Below are 19423 nucleotides of genomic sequence, written 5' to 3'. Positions count from 1 at the left end.
TCCTCAGAGATTTCATTTGCCAATTCCTGCCAGGAGATCGGCTCTTTTTTTCGGGAGTATGTGATTCGCTCAAGTTTCTTAAAATGCTCTTTGTATATTTCTTTCGGCACTATCTCGTTGACTTGCATTCCCTGAAACGGTCTCAGATAATGACTATCTTCAAATGCCGGCTGGGTTGCAGTGCAAAGAACAACGGAAATAGAATATCGCTCAACAAGCTCCTTCAACACGTCAAGAGTCGGAGTCAGTAATTCCGGCGGCAAAGCCTGAACTTCGTCTATTACAATAACACTCCGGCAAAGATTGTGAAGTTTGCGCACTTTCCCCGGCTTATTCGAAAAGAGGCTTTCAAAAAGCTGTAGCGTTGTAGTCACAATAAGCGGCGCATCCCAATTCTCAATGGCAAGTCTTAATGAAATAAGCGTAACATCCTGACTTTCATCAGCAGGAACGCTTACCTGGCTGTGATGTTCAAGCACTGCATCAACCCCAAGAATCTTCCTATACTCTTTTGCCGTCTGGTCAATGATGCTTGTATAAGGAATTGCAACAACAACTCTGTCCATCTTGTTTTCAACAGCATGTCTTAGCGCAAAAGCCAGACCACTTCTTGTTTTACCGCCACCGGTTGGCACCGTTAGTCTATAGACACCGGGCTTCCCTAATGCCGCTTTATCGCACAATTCATAAACATCCTTACGAACCTTGTTGACATCAGTTTCAGAGTGGACAGCATCAATAAACTGTTTTTGATTTACATCAAATATATTCCAGAGATTTTCGATCCGCTGCTGTTGCTGTCTTAAAAGGTACTGCTTCTCTTTGAAATGTTTTTCCGTGTTCAGGTAATCAGCATCAACAAGTGTAGAGAAAACCATTCGAATAAACAATTCTCTTTGTGTGCGGGTCAATTCCGGCAGGCTTACTTGTGGTGGGGAAGGAAGTTTCTTTGCATGCTCAACAATATGTTGGAAGATCATCTGATTATTTTGAATGCGCTCCGCAAGCTTCTGAGACAGTGATCCCGGTTGGTCAATTCCGCCATGATGTCCTGCAATCGTTAGAGCTATTTCTTCCCAGCGACTACCTTCTTTGTTTCTACTGATAAGCGCATATGCCAATGCTGAGCCCCAAATAGAATGAGGCACGGTTATGTGATATTGATTCTTATTGCATGCCTTAAGATAATCTTGAAACTCAGGATTAGCTTTTCCCAGATCATGCCATAGTCCAATCCAAAAAGCTAAATCACCGGCGTCAAATTTACCTGCAAATGCTTTGGCAAGCTCTGCTACTTCTTTCAAGTGTGCATCAAGGAAATGCCAGTTGCCGTCATCATTTGGTGTATGCGCATAATATTCTGTCATCTTGAACCTTACTACTCCTTCTGCTCCCTTACACTCCCCTTATCATTCTCCCGTCTTTTCCTGTTTGATTCCTTCTTGGCCGCAATCTTCCTCCCCCAGTAAGCGCCGGAGCCTTTCTTGGCGCCGGAATGTTCAGTTTTCTTTGCGTTTTGTGCCATTGATGATCCTTACCCTTAATTCCTTTCCCTCCAACTTCTTCCGGCTTTCTGGCTCGGTCAGATAATTCTCTCGTGAGACAACACGTTTACCGGTTTTCCGTTCAAGGTCTTCTCGTGCCTTGCCTGCAACTTCGCCACCTTTGCGTGCTGAATGTTTGGACTCATGAAATCCTTTTGCATTATCCACCCGTGTTATCTCAGTAGTTGCAGCTTCGCCGAGCATTGAGAAAATCAGTTCAAGGTCGTTCATGTGGTCACGAAGATTTTCTCGCTTTAGACCTTTCAGTTTCTTATGCCGGGACGGTGTAATGCCGAATGCAGCCCTTGCAATTTCAGCAGTTAATATCTCATATTCCTTCTTCTCTTTCACTTCCCTCTTTTTCCATTCATCGGTGAGTTCTTCCCTGATGGCTATGCCACGCATGCGTTTTTCAATCCAGACATCAGAATATCCTTTTGCCTTGTATAAAGCCCTTGTTCTCTTCGTCGCAAGCTCCGGGTTTTCTATCTCCTGCACTCGCTCGTACCCGACTTTTGCAAGCCAGCGCTTAAAAGGCTCGGCCTTGGGGGAAGGGATAGACTGGATAACACGGAAAATGCCTTCGGTGTTGGCGCAATCGGTTTCGTAGTTTTTCCCGTCAGAGGCCGGTAATTTCAGTCCGTGACAAAACGTCACGACCTCACTTCCTTCTTCATTGAGTCTTTGTTTCAACTTCCTCCAGTATGCTCCCGCATCGGCGCTTGAAGTGAGCGCTCCACATACATCTACTATAGAAAACCACCATTCTTTGTTGTGAATTATTCTTCTGACTTCCTTCCCTCTAAAAACAGCAATATTTGATTCCATGTTAGCCCCTTTCTCGTTCTTCACTCTCATACCCGCCTCACCAGCATAAGGCCGCAGCCGAAGGACTTGGCGCGGCCGATGCCTTGGTGTATTATTTGAACAAAAGCATCCGGCTCAACCACTTTCAGGATACCTCAAATTTAATCCCTTTGTTACTCCACATTATGCAATAACAACGCCAATTATACAAATCGCTGCTATTGAAAAACCACAGGTTTTTACGCACATATTACCACAGAACATCCCCCAAAGAGTGTCCTATGCTAATGCTTTGGTCTTGAAAGGCATACGGCTGCTGAATTTAGATTGCTTTAAGGGTTTTTAAATCAGGCTGGAACTGCAGTTTGTTTACTTATAGACTCTTTTAACCCGCCGGCTTATTGACGTAAGAACTTCATAGGGGATGGTGCCGATTTTATCTGCAATTTCCCGCGCAGTAATTTTTTCTTTCCCCTGCCTTCCGATTAAAACAACCTCTGCATTTTCTTTAACCCCGGGGATTGCCGTAACGTCAAGCATGACCGTATCCATGCAGACCCTTCCGGCAACAGGCGCGCGCCTGCCGTTTACAAGCGCCTCTCCGTAGTTTGAGAGTTTCCTGTTATACCCGTCGGCATAGCCCAAAGGGACCGTGGCTATAACGCTTTTTCTCCTTGTGATATAAGTTCTCCCATAGCTCACCGGTGTATTGGCGGGAACTTTTTTAATCTGTATAATCCTGCTTTTAAGGCTTAGCACAGGACTGAGTCTGTGCTCTTTAACACCGTAACCGTAAAGCATTATGCCGGGCCTGACCATGTTGAAGTGAGCCTCGGGAAAACTCATGACAGCGGCGCTGTTTGACATATGATGGAACTTAAAACCGACGCTCTTTTTTTTCAGTGATTTCACAAGATGTATAAAGTTTTTTATCTGCCATAAGGCAAATTCTTTATCACTGAGGTCTGCCTCTGAAAAATGGCTCATAATGCCTTCAAGCTCAATATTTTTCATCCTGGAGATTTTAATAATTGATTGAAATGCATCCTGCGGGGTAAACCCGATACGCCCCATGCCGGTATCCACTTTGATATGCACAGGCATCCTGCAGCTTCGCCTGTAAGCCTCTTTGGCGATTTTCCGGGCTGTTTCAAGGTCAAAAACCACAGGCGTTAGTTTATATTTAAAATATGCGTCTATATTATCTCTGTCAAAAAAAACAAGCACCGGAGCCTTTATGCCTGCATCCCTGAGCCTGACCGCCTCCTCTGCAAAGGCTACGCCTAACATTGATACGCCTTGGTCCAGAAGCCGCCGTGAGACCTGCACAGCGCCGTGACCATAAGCCCCTGCCTTGACTACAGCGAGAATTGCAGATTTATTTTTTGTCTTCTTCCTGACTGCATCAAGGTTGCGCGACAAGGCATTAAGGTCAATCTCGGCAAAGACCGCCGGTGAGTCCGTTTCATGAGCCATTGATTAAGATTTCTTTTCCTTGTCTTCTCCGGCTTGGGCATTTTTCTTCGGCGTCACATCTATCTCTTTCGGCTCTGAAGACGACTTTTTGAAATTCCTTATCGCCTCTCCGATGCCTTTACCCAATTCCGGAAGCCTTGAGGCGCCGAATACAACTATTACAATCACTAAGATTACAATCAGTTCCGGCATTCCAAGTCCAAACATTTTTCCTCCTTTAAATAACAAATTTTAAAAGTTAATTTCAACCCCGTCTTCCAGAGCATAAACAATGCCTCACATCTTCAGGGCAGTTAAGGTTTATAAAAGACCTTGCCTCCCTGTCTATGCTTTTTATCTCTCCGGTTTTCACGTATTTTACCCTTTTATTGACTAAAAAATCTTTTAGCGCTGTCTTCCCTGAAAGAACAGCCTTCTCCATCAGCGGCAATAGCCTGCCGGAGTAAAAAGCAAAAAGCGGCTCTGCCCTGTTGTTTAACAGGGGCACCACCGCGTCGCAGTCATGTCTTTTTAAAGCCATATATCTTATTAATTCTTCGTTTATAAACGGCATATCGCATGCTGAAATAAATACCCACGCGGACGGCGCATTTAAAAGAGCCGTAAACACACCTGTCATCGGCCCCCTTATATTATAAGCATCACCCAGCATGCGAATTTCAAGATACAGGTAATGCTCGGGCTGATTGGTGACAATAAAGGTTTCCCTGAAAAGCCGCTTCATTATTCTAAAGCTTCTCTCAATAATCCTCTCGCCGTTAATCTCAATAAACGGCTTCAAAACAGGCATCCGCTTATTCTCCCCGCCGGCAAGAATTACGCCTGTACCTTCTATGAGAACATTAGATTCAGTATAATGACTTAAAGTTTTACAGTTGTCTTTCCTGTCAGTCATTCTGCTCTTTCTGACCGTATGCTTCTATGACTTTAAAAAAAATCTGGACTAACTTAGGGTCAAATTGTTTGCCTGCCTTGTCAGCTATTTCGGTAATAACTTCTTCCCTGTTTTTTTTCTTTCTGTACGGCCTGTCGGACGTCAATGCATCATAGGCGTCGGCAACGGCAATTATCCTTGCCATCAGCGGTATTTTCTCACCTTTTAATTCTCCGTAAAAACCATTGCCGTCCCATCTTTCGTGATGGTGTTTAATCCCCTCAACTATATCCTTGAAGGCCTTAAAATCCTCAAAAATTCTGGCGCCTATAAACGGGTGCCGGTTCATCTGATTCATTTCCAATTCCGTCAAATCGCCCGGTTTATCCAGAATATCTATCGGTATTGTGATTTTCCCTATGTCGTGAAGAAGGCTGCAAATTTTTAGTTTCTCAATAAAGGCGTTGTCCATCTCCATCTCTCTGGCAATGTCAACCGCATATTTTGTCACCCTGTCGGAATGACCGTACGTCCAGTGCGACCTTGAGTCAATAGCCTTGCCAAAAGCGACAACCGTGCTGAGCAGAAGATTCTCAAGCTCCTGATACAAAGAAGCATTTTCTATCGCAAGCGCCGCCTGAGAAGCAATGGCCAGCAGGAACTTAATATCAGATGAATAAAACTCTTTCCCTGACTTTCTTTCGCCGACGATGATGGCGCCGAGCGCTTTTTTCTTTCCGATGACAGGACATATCAGGATGGGGCTTATCTTTATCCTTGCCGAGAGCCCTATAATATCGCCGACCACTTTAGGCGAGCGTTGTTCAATCGTAGTCCAGAAGATATTATTTCCTTTTTTAAATACCTTTCCGCTGGGCCACTTGCCCCTGAAGGAAACAGTGTATAATTCATTCCCTTCTTCGTTTATCAGCATAATTGCCACTGTCTTTACATCAAGCATCGCCTGAATCTCATCAAGAAGCTTGTCATAAATCTGCTCAAGCGTCAGCCCGGCAAGCGTCTGTGAAAGACGGTGAAAAATTGATAATTCTTCATAGGCGCCGCTGAGCTCGCGTGTAGTTAAAAGGAGATCATCCCGCAGTTGGTCCATCTGACTTTTCGGTTTATTGGCTGTCCGGGGTTTTGCCGCCATTATTTTGCCTCTCCAATCGTTTCAATAACAAGGGTAAGAAGCGTCTTGGGGCTGAATGGTTTTGTTATATATTTCGCCACTCCGCTTTCCATCGCGCATTTCTCATCTGCTTCCTGCCCTTTTGCAGTAAGCATAAATACAGGGATTGCACATATTTCCAGCGTGTTTTTTATCATCCTGCATATATCTATGCCGGTTGTATCGGGCAGCATCCAGTCTACGATTAAAAGGTCAGGCTTTTCTGATTTTACAAGCTCCATTATCCCCTGTCCGTTCCTGCGCGTCAATACCTTAAAGCCGGCAGACTTAAATTTATCCTCAAGGATCATAAGAATAAACGGTTCGTCATCAACAATAATAACCTTTTTCATCATCTCTGCCTTTATTGCCCTTCTTCGGCCGGAAAGGTCAGCACAAATTCACTGCCCCTGCCAAGTTCGCTTTCCACAGTTATAGTTCCTCCATGCAGCTTTACTATTTCCTCGCAAAGAGGCAGGCCGAGTCCCGTGCCCTTCAGAATCCTGCTGTGCCTGCCCCTGTAAAACCTCTTAAATATGTGCGGAAGGTCCTCCGGCGGCACCCCCCATCCCGAATCCTTTACGCTGATTATTGTATTTTTATTTTGAGTATTAAGTTCAACTGCCACCCTGACGCCGTCATCAGAATAAGTGACTGCATTGTCAAGTAAATTGATTATAACCTGTTTCAACCTGTTTTTATCACCGAAAAACGGGTGCAGGGGGGCATCCTTGCGGTAATCGGCAAAGCTGATAATTGCTCCCTTGTCTTTTACTGCCTTTTTGGTTTCATAGGTGCTTATGAATGAAGAGATAAGGTCCTTTAAATCAATAAGCTCCCTCTCAAAATGTATATGCCCGTGCTCTGTCGTTGAAATATCCAGAAGCTGAGAGACCATATCGGAAAGCCTTAAGGCCTCGCTGTAAATTGTTTTAAGGTATTCATCCTTCTTGGGGCCTTTGACCGCATGCTCCATCAGCATTTCCGTCATGCCTACAATTGCCGACAAGGGCGTCCTGAATTCATGGGAGACAGACTCTACAAAATCCGTTTTCATCTGCTCAATTTCTTTCTCCTCGGAAATATCCCTGAATACCTGGACAGCTCCGGTTATTTTGCCGTCAGGCGTAAAGAGTGGCGAGCAGGTAATAAGAAGCGCTGTCAGCCTGCCCCCTATTTGAAGAGTTGTTTCTATACGTATTGCCTCACCCTTCATTGCGATTGACATAGGGCACTGATCACAAAGGGATTTGCCTTCCTGATCCGTATGCATAATCACATTTGAACAGGGCATGCCTATGGCAACGCTTCTCGTGACTCTAAGAATTTTTTCGGCGGCGCTGTTCATCGCAGTAATAACCTTTTCCATATTAATTGTGTAAACTCCGTCCGGTATGCAGTCCAGTATGATATTGGCCATGTTTTCCCTGAGCGCCCTCTGCGCCCTGAAATCCTTGAACACTCCGACCTTCCCGATCATCTTCTTATCTTTTAAAACCGGGGCGCTGCTTATCAGAACAGGGATATTGGTGTTATAGATATTTTTAATTTCCACCTCAAAGGTATGGGACAGCATCTTTTCCCAATATTTCGCCTGCGTTTGTATTATCTTGCGGTTTTTCTCATCAAAAAATTCATAAAGGCACATTCCAACGGCGTTTACTTTTTGATAGCCTAAAAGGACAGTAAATGCCGGATTTATGTCAATCACAACATCCTCTATGTCAACAACCCACAGAGGGTCCAGCATTGTATTTATATAAAGGTCTTTTTTCTTCAGCTCTTCCGTATATTCATGGATGGTAGCGGACATTTCGTTGAACGCCTCTGTGACATCTCCGAGCTCATCGGTGGAATATATATGGAGGGAGACATTCGTCTCGCCCCTTCTCATCTTTGTAACTCCGTCATGAAGGTTTCTGGCGGACCTCAGTATCCCCCTGATAAAAAATAATGCAAAGACCAGCGCAGAAAAAAAAGCTAAAACAGAAAACCCGATAATAGTCTCACGTATTTTTGTCAGATATTGGTCAATAGTAAGTTCTCTTGCATAGCCGGACGGGGAAAAAACTATAAAGATCAACGGTAGAGCAAGGGTCAGGTAAAATGCAAGGAAGGCAAGAATAACTTTGTGGCTTAACCTGTTTTTATACATAAATTATGGGGAAATATCAAATTCCAAAATCTAAATTTCAAACATTTGGCATTTGAGCTTTGTAATTGGACATTAATAATTACAATACTTATAAGGGTAAAAACTAATCACGGCCCCTAACTATTCTCAGTATTTCATAAACCTCAAGAGGAGCCTTAGTCTCTGTTTTATCCTGCATATTTTTTATGACAACCGTGTGACTTTTCATCTCATCCTCTCCCACAATAATCACATTTTTAGCGCGTAATCTGTCAGCCCTCCTCATCTGGCTCCGGAGTGATGTTTTATCATAGCTTATCTCAGCCCATAAACCCTTAAGCCTCAACTGCCCTGCAAGGACAGCAGTCTTTTCTCCGGCCTCACTGCTGAGAGAGCACAGGAAGACATCAGGACCCTCATGTCCGTCAGATAACCCGCTTAAAAGAGTTAGTATCCTCTCCACGCCTATTGCAAAGCCGATCCCAGGGATTTTAGGACCGCCGAATTCCGCTACAAGCCCGTTATACCTGCCGCCTGCAGCCACTGTATTCTGCGCCCCGAGGGAATAATTTTTTACCTCAAACGCAGTCCTCGTATAATAATCAAGCCCCCTTACTAAGCCCGAATTGACAGTATAAGGAACGCTTAGAAGTTTAAGATAATGCTGCACACCGTTAAAATGCTCTGTGCAGTCGCCGCATAAAAAATCTATAACCGAAGGCGCGCCCTGACGCCCGTTTATGCAGGCCTCAACCTTGCAGTCAAGGATTCTGAGCGGATTAAGTTCATACCTCCTTTTGCAGTCGTCGCAAAAAAAACCAAGCCTGTCTTTAAAAAAATCCTTAAGCGCCGCTCTGAAATCAGGACGGCATTGAACACAGCCGATAGAGGTAACCTCGCATCGGGCGTCTTTAATCCCGATTTTTTCCAGAAACACTAAAAGCAGGGAAATAACCTCTGCATCAATCTTGGGGTCTTCAACGCCTAATGCCTCAACGCCTATCTGGTGAAACTGTCTTTGCCTGCCGGCCTGGGGTCTTTCATACCTGAACATCGGGCCCATGTAATAAAACTTCTGCGGCGGCGGCTCGTTAAAAAGGTGATGCTCTACAAAGGCCCTGACAAAAGGCGCAGTGCCTTCGGGCCTCAGCGTTACGCTCCTGTCAGCCTTGTCCGTAAACGTGTACATCTCCTTCTCAACTATGTCGGTCGTCTCTCCTATGCTTCTTAGAAAAATATCTGTTGATTCAATTACAGGAAGCCTGATTTCTCTGAATCCGTAGGTCTTAAAAACCTCCCTGGCAGAAGCTTCTATGCGCTGCCAGCCGGATGTTTCAGGAGGCAGAATATCCTGTATGCCTTTCAGAGCCTTAAACTTCATCTCTACGCGCCCTCGGCAGGGGTTTCTTTCTCTCTCTCTTTATCAAACTCAAGCATCTTCAGATGGCTTTGTATCAGCCGGGTTAATTCTTCCTTAAAGTGCCTTCTTACTCCCTTAAGGTCAGTTATGTCCTCATGAATTTTAACGACCTTTTCATGCGCCTCTTTCAGCATCTCATCCGCCTGAAGCTCGGCTTCTTTCTTTATAAGCTCAGCCGCTTTCTTTGCATTTTCTTTATATTCTTCAGTCATCTGCTGGGTTGCTACAAGCGTGTCCCTCAGGGTTGTTTCAATATTCTTGTAATCCTTCAACTGCTTTTCTATCAGCCTCACTGCCTCCCTGAGGTTGGCATTTTCCCTCAAGAGTTCTTCCATTTCCTCCCTTATAAGCTCAAGAAAAGAATCAACCTCTTCAATATCAAATCCCCTGAATTTGGTTGCAAACTGTTTTTGCTGAATATCAAGCGGTGTAATCCTCATATGCCCTCCTTCTTCCTTAAACTCTTAACTTTTAATTTTAATTTTTAACTTTTAATTTTCAACGCCATCTCAATCAAAGATGATACCAGAAAACGCCTGATAAAGATAATTATCAGTATCACTATCATGGGCGATATATCAATGCCGAACCCGAAACCAAGCCTCCTTCTTATCGGCCTCAGGACAGGGTCAGTCACCGAGTGTAAAAACCTCACGATAGGATTATACGGGTCCGGATTCACCCAGCTTATAAGCGCTGCAATTATCACAATCCACATGTATGCCGACAGCGCTATGTCCAGTATCTGCGCTGCGGCTGATATTAAATTAGCAAGTATAAACATATTTATTCACCAACCCCCCAATTCCTTTGCCCTCTTTACCGCCGCCTCAATAACATAGGCAATAATATCATTAAAGTTTTTTTCCTCAAATGCCTTCAGCCCTGCGGCAGTCGTGCCTCCGGGTGATGTTACCATTTCCCTTAATTTCTCAGGCGTCATACCTGTCTTAAGAAGCTCTGCCGTGCCGATAATAGTCTGCACTGCAAGTTCTGACGCATGGTCCCTGCCTAATCCCGTTTTTACTCCGGCATCTATCATTGCCTCAATAAAAAATGCAATGAACGCAGGCCCGCTGCCTGACAGGGCAGTCACGGCATCCATATATTTTTCAGGCAATGTAATCACTTTCCCTATGGACATTAAGATATCTCTGACTATTGCAATATCTTTATCATGAATGCACTCGCACATGGACATGACAGACATCCCTTCCTGAACAAGCGCCGGAGTATTCGGCATGATCCTGATTAGTTTTTTCGTCTTTAATTTTGAAGATAAAAACGCAAGCGTAATGCCTGCGGCAATTGAAACCACTGTTTTATCATCTGTAACTGCAGCGCTGATTTCATCAAGCACCGCATCCATATTCTGGGGCTTAACGGCAAGGATTATAATATCACACAAAGACACAGCATCTTTATTTAAAGAAGTTGTTTTCACCCCGTAGTTCTTCTCAAGGTACTGCCTCCTGTCCTCCCTCGGCTCCGAGACAATTATTTCTTCCTTTGAACCCTTGAACCCTTGACCCCTCAGACCCTTTATGATGGCTTCCGCCATGTTCCCGCCGCCAATGAAACCTATCATATTATTCCCTCTCCCCAAAAATCGCCGTCCCTATCCTGACCATTGTCGCACCTTCCTCAATTGCAACTTCAAAATCATTTGACATCCCCATTGATAAATCTTGAATCTTGAATCTTGAATCTTGAATCTTATTAATATCATCTCTTAATTTTCTTAACCTCCTAAAATATGGTCTTGCTCTTTCAGGGTCGTCAAAAAAAGGCGGCATTGTCATTAAACCCTCAAGTTTTAAATTCTGCAGGTTGTTTGTTTTTTCAAGCAGGGGCATCAAATTATTTTCAGAAACCCCGTGCTTTGTTTCTTCTTCTGACAATTTCACCTCAACAAGCGCCCTCTGAACTTTATTTATCTTTTCCGCCTGCCTGTTTACTTCCTCTGCAAGTCCGGCAGAATCTATTGAATGTATGAGGTCAAACAACTGAACAGCATTTTTAGTTTTATTGCTCTGCAAATGCCCTATCAAATGCCACTCAATCTTTAAATTTGAAATTTGAAATTTGAAATTTGAAATTTTTTCATGGGCTTCCTGCACCCTGTTCTCTCCAAAGATTACCACTCCTGCCCTTACCGCCTCTGCTATCTTTTCTAAACTAACGGTCTTTGTAACTGCAATGAGTTTTATTTCTTCAGGATTTCTCCCTGCCCTGAGTGCAGCTTTTTTAATTCTGTCTCTTACTGCCTTAATCGCATCATCTATCGCCATTTCTTGAACATTTGAACATTTGAACGTTTAAACATTTTCTTTACCCTACCTTAATCTTCCATCTTGTAGTATCTTTTTTATCCTCAAGAATTATGCCTTTTTCTTCAAGCTCCTTTCTTACAGCATCAGCCTGCGCCCAGTCTTTTTTCTGTCTTGCCTCCTGTCTTTCCGCTATCTTTTTCCTGATATCATCATCTGAAAATCCTACGTTCTTCACCTTCATCAGAGCGCTGTACCATTGTTCCGGGCTCTTATTAAATATATTCAGCACATTTCCTACTTCAACAAGCGCATCCTTGGCCCTTGATACAATCTCCTTTGCCTTTTGCCCCGAGGGTTTTGCATCAAGAAATTTATTTACCTCTCTGATGAATTCAAAGATATTTCCAAGCGCAAGCGCTGTGTTAAAATCATCATCCATTGCATCCCTGAACTTTTCTCTTAAGGCTTCTGTTTGTTTTTCAAAGTCCTGCACCGAGGCAGGTATCTTATCCACATCTCCGCCCGACTCAAGAAAATCATTAATCCTGAGTACCGTTGAATAATATCTGTCAATGGATACTTCCATCTCGTTAAGCTGTGCGTCAGAAAACTCAATGGGGCTTCTGTAATGAGTTGCAAGCAGGAAGTACCTGACAACCTCAGGCTCATACTTATCCATGATTTCTTTAATCGTGAAAAAATTTCCAAGTGACTTGGACATCTTTTCCTTGTCAATGGTGATAAACCCGTTATGCACCCAGTATTTTACAAACGGCTTGCCGGTCGCCGCCTCGCTCTGTGCAATTTCATTTTCATGGTGCGGGAATATAAGGTCAGCTCCGCCGCCGTGCAAATCAAAAGTCTCCCCTAGATACTTTGACGACATTGCAGTGCATTCAATATGCCAGCCGGGTCGGCCCTTGCCCCACGGGCTGTCCCATGAAGGCTCGCCGGGCTTTGATGCCTTCCACAGGGCAAAATCCATCGGATTTCTCTTTTTTTCATCTACATCAACCCTTGCGCCTGCCATCATCTCATCGAGATTCCTCTTTGCGAGCTTGCCGTAATCAGAGAATTTACTGACCTCAAAATACACGTCGCCGGCAACACTGTAAGCATAGCCCTTTTCAACAAGCGTTTTAATGGTGTCTATCATCTCTTTTATATGCTCGGTAGCCTTTGGCTCAACATCAGCCCTGCTTACGCCGAGCCTGTCCATGTCAATGTAATATTCATCCGTATATTTTTTTGCGATTTCCCCGGTAGAGACGTTTTCCTTTGCAGCCCTGTTTATTATCTTGTCGTCAATGTCAGTGATATTCCTGACATGCCTTACCTGAAAACCGCTGTACTTAAGGTATCTCTTGATGGCGTCAAATACAATGGCGCTCCTTGCATGTCCCAGGTGACACACATCATATGCCGTTATCCCGCAAACATACATTCCAACATTTCCCTTTACAACCGGCGCAAATTCCTCTTTCTTTCCGGTAAGGGTGTTATAAATGCGGATATTGCTTGCTTTTTCCTTGTGTTTTTCCATGTCTTCCGTCCTCTTTTCAATTTCATTAATCCTGGCTTCAAGGTCTTCCATCCTCTCTGACATCGGGTCCGGGAAAGTGTCCACAACTTCCTTTAATCCTTCTTCAGTGGTCATCCTGATTATCTTCTTTTTTGTTACCCTGCCCGGCACGCCTACGACTATTGAATTGCCCGGAATTGATTTAAGCACAACGGAGTTGGCTCCTATTGTGACATTGTCTCCGATAGTTACTGCGCCGAGTATCTTTGCGCCGGTGCCAACAATTACATTATTGCCGAGGGTAGGATGCCGTTTCCCTTTTTCCTTACCGGTGCCCCCGAGAGTAACTCCCTGATAGATAAGCACATTCTCTCCTATCTCCGATGTCTCTCCGATGACAACGCCCATGCCGTGGTCAATAAAAAATCCGGCGCCGATTTTTGCAGCCGGGTGTATTTCAATGCCGGTCAGGAATCTGCCTACATGCGATAAAAACCTTGGTATGACAGGTATCCCTATCTTCCAGAGGAAGTGATTAATCCTGTGAAGAAGAATTGCATGAAAGCCGGGATATGCTAAGATAACTTCAAACCCGTTTCTTGCAGCCGGGTCCTTCTCAAAAACCGCCCTGTAATCACGCCTTATGTTATATAGGAAACCCATTGCCGATATTATACTATATTTGCCTTTAGATGCGAATTAAATAAGGTGAAAATTACCTTTACTCCACAAGATGATTGACTGATAATTTAAACGGAAGATGAATATAAAACCGAGGGGAGAGAGATTTTTATAAACACCCCCACCCTAACCCTCCCCCGTCAAGGGTGAGGGAAGTATAAGGAGGAAGGAGATGCCGACTTTTAAAAACAGGGCAGAATATGAAAAATGGAAAGGTGAAAATATAAATTCAAAACCATCTGCTGAATCAGCCGGCGCACCGGAAGTTACTTATTATGCAGTCCGGAGAATATTTTCCGACGAAATCATGGCTTCCGCACTCAGACACGGCGTCACGCCTGATGCCCTTCTGGACCTCTGGATCAGCGAAAAACTCCAGGAGCAAAAAACATCTTCAGGCAATTAAAAAAAGAATTCCGGTGACAGAGCAAAAACACTTCCTGCAGATTTCACCTGTAATTCACAAACTCCATGTGTATGCCCAAATCCTTTTCCCTGAGGAATTTCATCACTGCCTGAAGGTCGTCAATCTTCTTGGCCCTCACCCTGACCTGGTCTTTCTGGATTTCACACTGTACCTTAAGTTTCGTGTCCTTGACAAGCTTTACGATTTCTTTTGCCTTGTCAGAAGGTATGCCCTGTTGAAGGGTTATGACCTGCTTCACGGTTCCGGAAAGAGACGGCTCCATTTTTCCAAAAACAAGTGACTTCAGAGATATTTTTCTTTTGACAAATTTGTCTTTTAGTATTTCTATGACGCTTTTAAGCTTGGGCTCATCATCCGACAGCACAAGTATTTCATTCTTACCCTTATCAAGCTCAATATTACTCTTGCTTCCCTTGAAATCAAACCTCTGGCTGATTTCCTTCAGGGCCTGCTGAACGGCATTTGTAACCTCCTGAAGGTCCACCTTGCTTGCAATATCAAAAGAATGTTCATCCGCCATAAAATCCTCCTCATGAAAAAATTATAATATTATACAAAAGATTAGTTAAAAGCGCAGATATATATTTTATTCATATGGATATATGATTTTTTCATAAATGAATTCAGGAGATATGTGATAGAATTTAATCTAATCAAAAATTAAATTTTATCACTGTTACATCTGAGGGAATATATTGAAAAAATATATCCTTAAGTCTTTGCTGATAATAACTGCGTTTTTTGTTTCAAGCACAGCAGTTACCTGCTTTGCCATAGACAGGTTTGGATGTCTTACCTGCCATAAATATCCTGGACTGGCAAAAATAGAAAAACAAAATGAAATCAGGGTGCTTCACATTGACGAGAGAAAACACCTTGATTCACCTCACGGCAAAGTTGACTGCAGGAAATGCCATCCGAAAATAGAGCAGATTCCGCACACAGGCGCCTCAGTGCTTGACTGCACTACAGAATGTCATCTTAAAGATAAGGAAAAAATAAAGGCGATAAAATCCTCCTCAGGCGCATTTCATAAGGATGAAAAATTTGTTATCACAACCTTGCATGACAATTCATCCTGCAGGGCCTGTCATCCCTTATATCCTCACAGTAAAAATATTAAGATGAGGGCCTTTATTAATATGCACACAGGGTTTATGTTTTGTGAGATGTGCCATTTAAAGAAGGATCCATTAAAGAATTTGACTTATGAATGGAACCGCCCCGAACATGTTGAATTTACCGGCGGACCCTATGGCACACACCAGGAGAAACCACAGGAGACTGAGGGTGTTATAACCCAGATATTAAGAATCTTTTCTTCAAAGGAAAATCAGGCAAAAACTGAATATGTTATATCCAGAATAGCTGTTTTCTCAAAAGAAAACAGTAAGAAAAATGTATTAGTGAATACATGGGATACAAAAAAAGCAATTGAATTTAAAAACAGAGAAAAAAATCTGAGTCCTGCGGAAAAGGAGAAGGAATTAAAATACTTTCACAAAGACACGGCAAGGATGGAAATCAGTATGGCATGCAATGAATGCCATTCCCCAAAAGGCATATTAGATTTCAAACAGCTCGGCTTTGAAGAAAGAAAAATTAATGACCTGCAATATCTGAATATTAAGAGTTTGGTGACAAAATACGACGTATTTTACATGCCCAATCTTTTCGGACACTAAACAACTTTTTTCATTAATGACAAACCCTTACTCCCCGGAAACTGCATAACGGCATATGTGTTTGAAAAACTTTAAGGCAACACCTTGAAGTCATGCTGCCTTTTAACAAATAGTTCAGGTCAAATACTTAAAACTTTTTGCAGCATGACATCTAATAATTATAGTTGCTTTCTTAAAGTTTTGAAAATATATATGCCGTTATATTACAACACACCCCTTAAACTTTCACCCTCTTAAGCAACGCTGAATTTGTTACAACTGAAAGCGAGCTGAGCGACATTGCCGCCGCAGCAATTATCGGATTCAGCAGCCCGATTGCCGCAAGGGGAATCCCCACGCTGTTGTAAACAAAAGCCCAGAAAAGATTCTGCTTAATTTTTCTCATCGTTGCCCGGCTCAGGCGTATCCCTCTTATGACATCCCTTAAATCATCCCTGACAAGTATGATGCCGCCTGTTTCCTTTGCCACGTCAGAGCCGCGGCCTATTGCAATACCGATTTCTGCTTGTGCAAGTGCAGGGGAATCATTAATCCCGTCTCCCACCATTGCCACAACTTTTCCTTCAGCCTGAAGGTCTTTAATAACTTTAGCCTTTTCACCGGGTAGGACATTTGCAATAATTCTATCAATTCCTACTTTAGAGCCAATGGCCTTTGCAGTTTTTTCATTGTCCCCCGTCAGCATTACAACCTGAATGCCTTCACCTTTAAGCCCCTTCACTACATCTTCTGCGTTTTCCTTTAAAGTATCTGCAACTGCAATCAACCCGATAAATTTTTTATCTCTCGCAACAATCATTACGGTATTGCCCTTTTCTTCAAGCTCTGAGATTACAGACTCTTTATCCTGTATGCCAATATCAAAATCTTTCATAAGTCTTCTGTTGCCTATCAGTATTTCTTTTCCCTGAGACTTTACTTTAACGCCATGCCCTGGAACAGCCTCAAATGTCTCTGCATCCGGTATGGCAAGCCCGGTCATATTCGCCCTTTTTAAAATTGCCTCAGCCAGAGGATGCTCTGAGCCTTTTTCAGCGATTGCCGCAAGTTGTAATATTTCACCTTCACTGACACTTTCACTTGCCACTATTTCTGTCACCTCGGGCTCACCTTTCGTAAGAGTACCGGTCTTGTCAAAGACCACTACATTCAGTTTTTCAGCCCTTTCAAGATATTCAGCTCCTCTTATGAGTATCCCAAGTTCTGCACCCTTGCCTACTCCGACCATAAGCGCCGCAGGCGTGGCTATGCCGAGCGCGCAGGGGCAGGCAATAATTAAAACCGCTACAAAAGACAAAAGCGCCATTGTCGGATTACCGATAAGCATCCATACGATTGCAGATAAAAACGCCGCACCTATAACCGCCGGAACAAAGTATGACGCTACCTTATCGGCAAGCCGCTGAATATGAGACGATGACGTCTGTGCCTCTTCCACCATCTTTATTATCTGGCTCAGTGTAGTTTCAGAGCCAATCCTTATCGCCCTGAACTTAAAGGCCCCTGTCTTGTTTATTGTACCGCCTATGACTTCATCTCCAGTCTTCTTCTCAACAGGGACACTTTCACCGGTCAGCATCTTTTCATCTACAGATGAGTGTCCTTCCGTGACAATTCCGTCGGTCGGTATTTTCTCCCCGGGCCTGACAATCACAATATCATCAATCATCACAGACTCCGCAGGAATCTCCATTTCCTCCATTGCACTTGACCCCTTGACCCCTTGACTCCTTGACCCCTGTCTCATAACTCTTGCCGTCTGCGGCTTAAGGTCAAGAAGTTTGCGGATAGCGGCAGAACTCCTTTTTTTAATTATCTCCTCCATGTATTTTCCAAGAAGAACAAAGGCGATTATTATGGCCGACACTTCAAAATAAACGTTTTTCTCATCAACAGGCAAGACACTTGGAAAGAAAACAACAAACGCGCTGTAAATATAGGCAGTAGAAGTGCCGAGAGCAATCAGCAAATCCATGTTTGCCGCACGGTCTTTAATTGCATGCCATGCACCGATAAAAAACCCTTTCCCGCCAAAAATCATAATAGGCGTTGTAATAATAAACAGCCACACACCCCACGTAAACCACGGCAGCCATAGAATAGGGACCCATGTTAAGATTGTGGCTCCGGCCGCAAGCCCGAGAAAAACCGCCGTCCTGAAAATTGCAAGTGCAAGGACGCCTGTGAGGGCAATGGCGACCCTTCTTTTCATGGACTTTAGTTCCGCCTCAGGCGCCTCAAAGGTCCTTACACAGCCCTGACTGCAAAAGTAATAAGTCCTGCCGCCCTGCTGTATCTTCAATGAGCGTTCCTTATCCACAACCATTCCGCAGACCGGGTCCTTAGCCATATCAAATCCCCCCTTGCCCCCCTTTGTCAAAGGGGGGACGGAGGGGGATTCACTCCGAACCTTGCCTGCCGGCAGGCAGGCTCCAAACTCTAAACTTGAAACTTTTAAATATGCCTCCGGGTCTTTATCAAAATCTTCCTTGCAGGTTATTGAGCAGAAGTGATATGTCGTGCCATTATAAACAGACGTTCCTGCGGCGTCCTTTTCGTGAATTGTCATTTTGCAGACCGGATCAGTTACCATGCTCTCCTTTGGGAAATTAAATGGATTACGGCTTTATGGATGGTTATGCCTGTCAGCCCCTGAATCCTGAAGATACTTTTCAGGCTCTTTATCAAATCTTTCCCTGCATTTTACAGAACAGAAATAATAAGTCATGTCTTTATACTTGCTTGTTGCAGCAGCCTTGTCCAAACTGACACTCATCCCGCAGACGGGATCCAGCGCTGTGTCTGCCTTTTTCTGACTATTCCCTGAGGTCCATTCCCCGCCCTTCATTAAAACAGAGCCTGATTGCGCGAAACCATGCGCAGACAGCAGGCATGAAATCAACACTACTCCTGTAAGAAACTTAAACATCTTGTTTGTTAATGCTTATGCTGCTCCGGTTTGGCAGGCGTTTCCTCTTTTGATTCCTGTTTACCGGACATACGCTTTTTCATTTCCATCATTCTTTCGTGCATCATCTTCATGTCTTCTTCTTTCGCCATGCCGCTGTCCATCATCTCAGACATTTTATTCATCTCAGCACACATGTCCTTCATCATGCCGGACATCTTGTGCATCCTGTCCATAGTTTTGTCTTTTTCCGCATCAGGCATTTTCTTCATCATACCCGACATCTTTTTCATCATGCCCGACATGTCTTGCATCATGTCTGACATGCAGTCCATTATCTTACCATGTCCCAGCATGCCTTCCCTGCACACCATGTCACTGTGTTTCATCTCCTCTGCGCCTTCACTCTTCATGTCGTGCGCCATCTGGGCATAGCTGTATGTTACTGCAATCGCCAAAACCAAAACCGCAATTAACATCGCCTTTTTCATTTTAATCACC

22 protein-coding genes are annotated in these 19423 nt (G+C 43.8%); 2 read left to right on the top strand and 20 right to left on the bottom strand.

Annotated elements, in window-relative coordinates; genetic code table 11:
* The 16 genes from HZA10_06985 to HZA10_06910 all read right to left on the bottom strand — a co-directional run.
* Positions 1 to 1367 (bottom strand): CRISPR-associated endonuclease Cas3'' (locus HZA10_06985; protein ID MBI5196051.1); only part of this gene is annotated, 1367 nt, incomplete at its 3' end.
* Between the two features lie 11 nt (positions 1368 to 1378).
* A complete protein-coding gene (locus tag HZA10_06980) occupies positions 1379 to 1525 on the bottom strand; it encodes a hypothetical protein (protein ID MBI5196050.1) in 147 nt (48 codons plus the stop codon).
* On the bottom strand, positions 1500 to 2372 hold the full coding sequence (locus HZA10_06975) for a Bro-N domain-containing protein (GenBank protein ID MBI5196049.1): 873 nt from the start codon (positions 2370 to 2372) through the stop codon (positions 1500 to 1502). Before HZA10_06975 ends, HZA10_06980 begins: the two co-directional genes overlap by 26 nt.
* A 26-nt stretch (positions 2373 to 2398) precedes the next feature.
* Entirely contained in the window at positions 2399 to 2503 is a 105-nt protein-coding gene (locus tag HZA10_06970; protein ID MBI5196048.1) for a type I-E CRISPR-associated protein Cas6/Cse3/CasE, read from the bottom strand.
* A gap of 217 nt (positions 2504 to 2720) precedes the next feature.
* Positions 2721 to 3827 (bottom strand): alanine racemase, encoded by a 1107-nt coding sequence (gene alr, locus HZA10_06965; GenBank protein MBI5196047.1) that lies wholly within the window; start codon positions 3825 to 3827, stop codon positions 2721 to 2723.
* A gap of 3 nt (positions 3828 to 3830) precedes the next feature.
* A complete protein-coding gene (locus tag HZA10_06960; protein ID MBI5196046.1) occupies positions 3831 to 4034 on the bottom strand; it encodes a twin-arginine translocase TatA/TatE family subunit in 204 nt (67 codons plus the stop codon).
* Between the two features lie 37 nt (positions 4035 to 4071).
* Positions 4072 to 4722 (bottom strand): molybdenum cofactor guanylyltransferase, encoded by a 651-nt coding sequence (locus tag HZA10_06955; protein ID MBI5196045.1) that lies wholly within the window; start codon positions 4720 to 4722, stop codon positions 4072 to 4074.
* Positions 4715 to 5854, bottom strand: coding sequence for an HD domain-containing protein (locus HZA10_06950; GenBank protein MBI5196044.1), 1140 nt, complete (start codon positions 5852 to 5854; stop codon positions 4715 to 4717). Before HZA10_06950 ends, HZA10_06955 begins: the two co-directional genes overlap by 8 nt.
* Entirely contained in the window at positions 5854 to 6225 is a 372-nt protein-coding gene (locus HZA10_06945; protein ID MBI5196043.1) for a response regulator, read from the bottom strand. The genes HZA10_06950 and HZA10_06945 overlap by 1 nt, the downstream gene beginning before the upstream one ends.
* Before the next feature lie 11 nt (positions 6226 to 6236).
* Positions 6237 to 8027 (bottom strand): PAS domain-containing protein, encoded by a 1791-nt coding sequence (locus HZA10_06940; GenBank protein MBI5196042.1) that lies wholly within the window; start codon positions 8025 to 8027, stop codon positions 6237 to 6239.
* A 103-nt stretch (positions 8028 to 8130) separates the two neighbouring features.
* Positions 8131 to 9387, bottom strand: a complete 1257-nt coding sequence (locus HZA10_06935) for a histidine--tRNA ligase (GenBank protein MBI5196041.1) — start codon at positions 9385 to 9387, stop codon at positions 8131 to 8133.
* Positions 9388 to 9389: 2 nt separating this feature from the next.
* Positions 9390 to 9866, bottom strand: coding sequence for a DivIVA domain-containing protein (locus tag HZA10_06930; GenBank protein MBI5196040.1), 477 nt, complete (start codon positions 9864 to 9866; stop codon positions 9390 to 9392).
* Positions 9867 to 9910: 44 nt separating this feature from the next.
* Complete coding sequence (locus HZA10_06925; protein ID MBI5196039.1) at positions 9911 to 10210, bottom strand: YggT family protein; 300 nt, start codon at positions 10208 to 10210, stop codon at positions 9911 to 9913.
* 6 nt (positions 10211 to 10216) lie between these two features.
* Positions 10217 to 11014: a pyrroline-5-carboxylate reductase gene (gene proC / locus HZA10_06920; protein ID MBI5196038.1), complete on the bottom strand. Its 798-nt coding sequence runs from the start codon at positions 11012 to 11014 to the stop codon at positions 10217 to 10219.
* A 1-nt stretch (position 11015) separates the two neighbouring features.
* Positions 11016 to 11717, bottom strand: coding sequence for a YggS family pyridoxal phosphate-dependent enzyme (locus HZA10_06915; protein MBI5196037.1), 702 nt, complete (start codon positions 11715 to 11717; stop codon positions 11016 to 11018).
* A 40-nt stretch (positions 11718 to 11757) separates the two neighbouring features.
* Positions 11758 to 13884, bottom strand: coding sequence for a cysteine--tRNA ligase (locus HZA10_06910; protein MBI5196036.1), 2127 nt, complete (start codon positions 13882 to 13884; stop codon positions 11758 to 11760).
* 190 nt (positions 13885 to 14074) lie between these two features.
* Here HZA10_06910 and HZA10_06905 point away from each other — a divergent pair, with 190 nt between their 5' ends.
* On the top strand, positions 14075 to 14308 hold the full coding sequence (locus HZA10_06905; GenBank protein MBI5196035.1) for a hypothetical protein: 234 nt from the start codon (positions 14075 to 14077) through the stop codon (positions 14306 to 14308).
* A gap of 43 nt (positions 14309 to 14351) precedes the next feature.
* Here HZA10_06905 and HZA10_06900 read toward each other — a convergent pair whose 3' ends face one another.
* Positions 14352 to 14849: a YajQ family cyclic di-GMP-binding protein gene (locus HZA10_06900; GenBank protein MBI5196034.1), complete on the bottom strand. Its 498-nt coding sequence runs from the start codon at positions 14847 to 14849 to the stop codon at positions 14352 to 14354.
* Between the two features lie 175 nt (positions 14850 to 15024).
* On the opposite strand from HZA10_06900, the gene HZA10_06895 reads away from it, so the two are divergent.
* The gene (locus HZA10_06895; GenBank protein MBI5196033.1) at positions 15025 to 16014 is read left to right on the top strand and encodes a hypothetical protein; all 990 of its coding nucleotides are present in this window, start codon (positions 15025 to 15027) and stop codon (positions 16012 to 16014) included.
* Between the two features lie 217 nt (positions 16015 to 16231).
* Here the strand turns inward: HZA10_06895 and HZA10_06890 are convergent, their stop codons facing one another.
* The 3 genes from HZA10_06890 to HZA10_06880 form a co-directional block, all read right to left on the bottom strand.
* Entirely contained in the window at positions 16232 to 18607 is a 2376-nt protein-coding gene (locus HZA10_06890) for a heavy metal translocating P-type ATPase (GenBank protein MBI5196032.1), read from the bottom strand.
* 33 nt (positions 18608 to 18640) lie between these two features.
* A complete protein-coding gene (locus HZA10_06885) occupies positions 18641 to 18862 on the bottom strand; it encodes a YHS domain-containing protein (GenBank protein ID MBI5196031.1) in 222 nt (73 codons plus the stop codon).
* An 89-nt stretch (positions 18863 to 18951) separates the two neighbouring features.
* Complete coding sequence (locus HZA10_06880) at positions 18952 to 19413, bottom strand: hypothetical protein (protein MBI5196030.1); 462 nt, start codon at positions 19411 to 19413, stop codon at positions 18952 to 18954.
* Positions 19414 to 19423: the final 10 nt, after the last annotated feature.

The sequence above is a fragment of the Nitrospirota bacterium genome (assembly GCA_016212185.1).
GTDB lineage: Bacteria > Nitrospirota > Thermodesulfovibrionia > UBA6902 > DSMQ01 > JACRGX01.
This window is presented reverse-complemented; position numbering and strand designations above follow the sequence as displayed.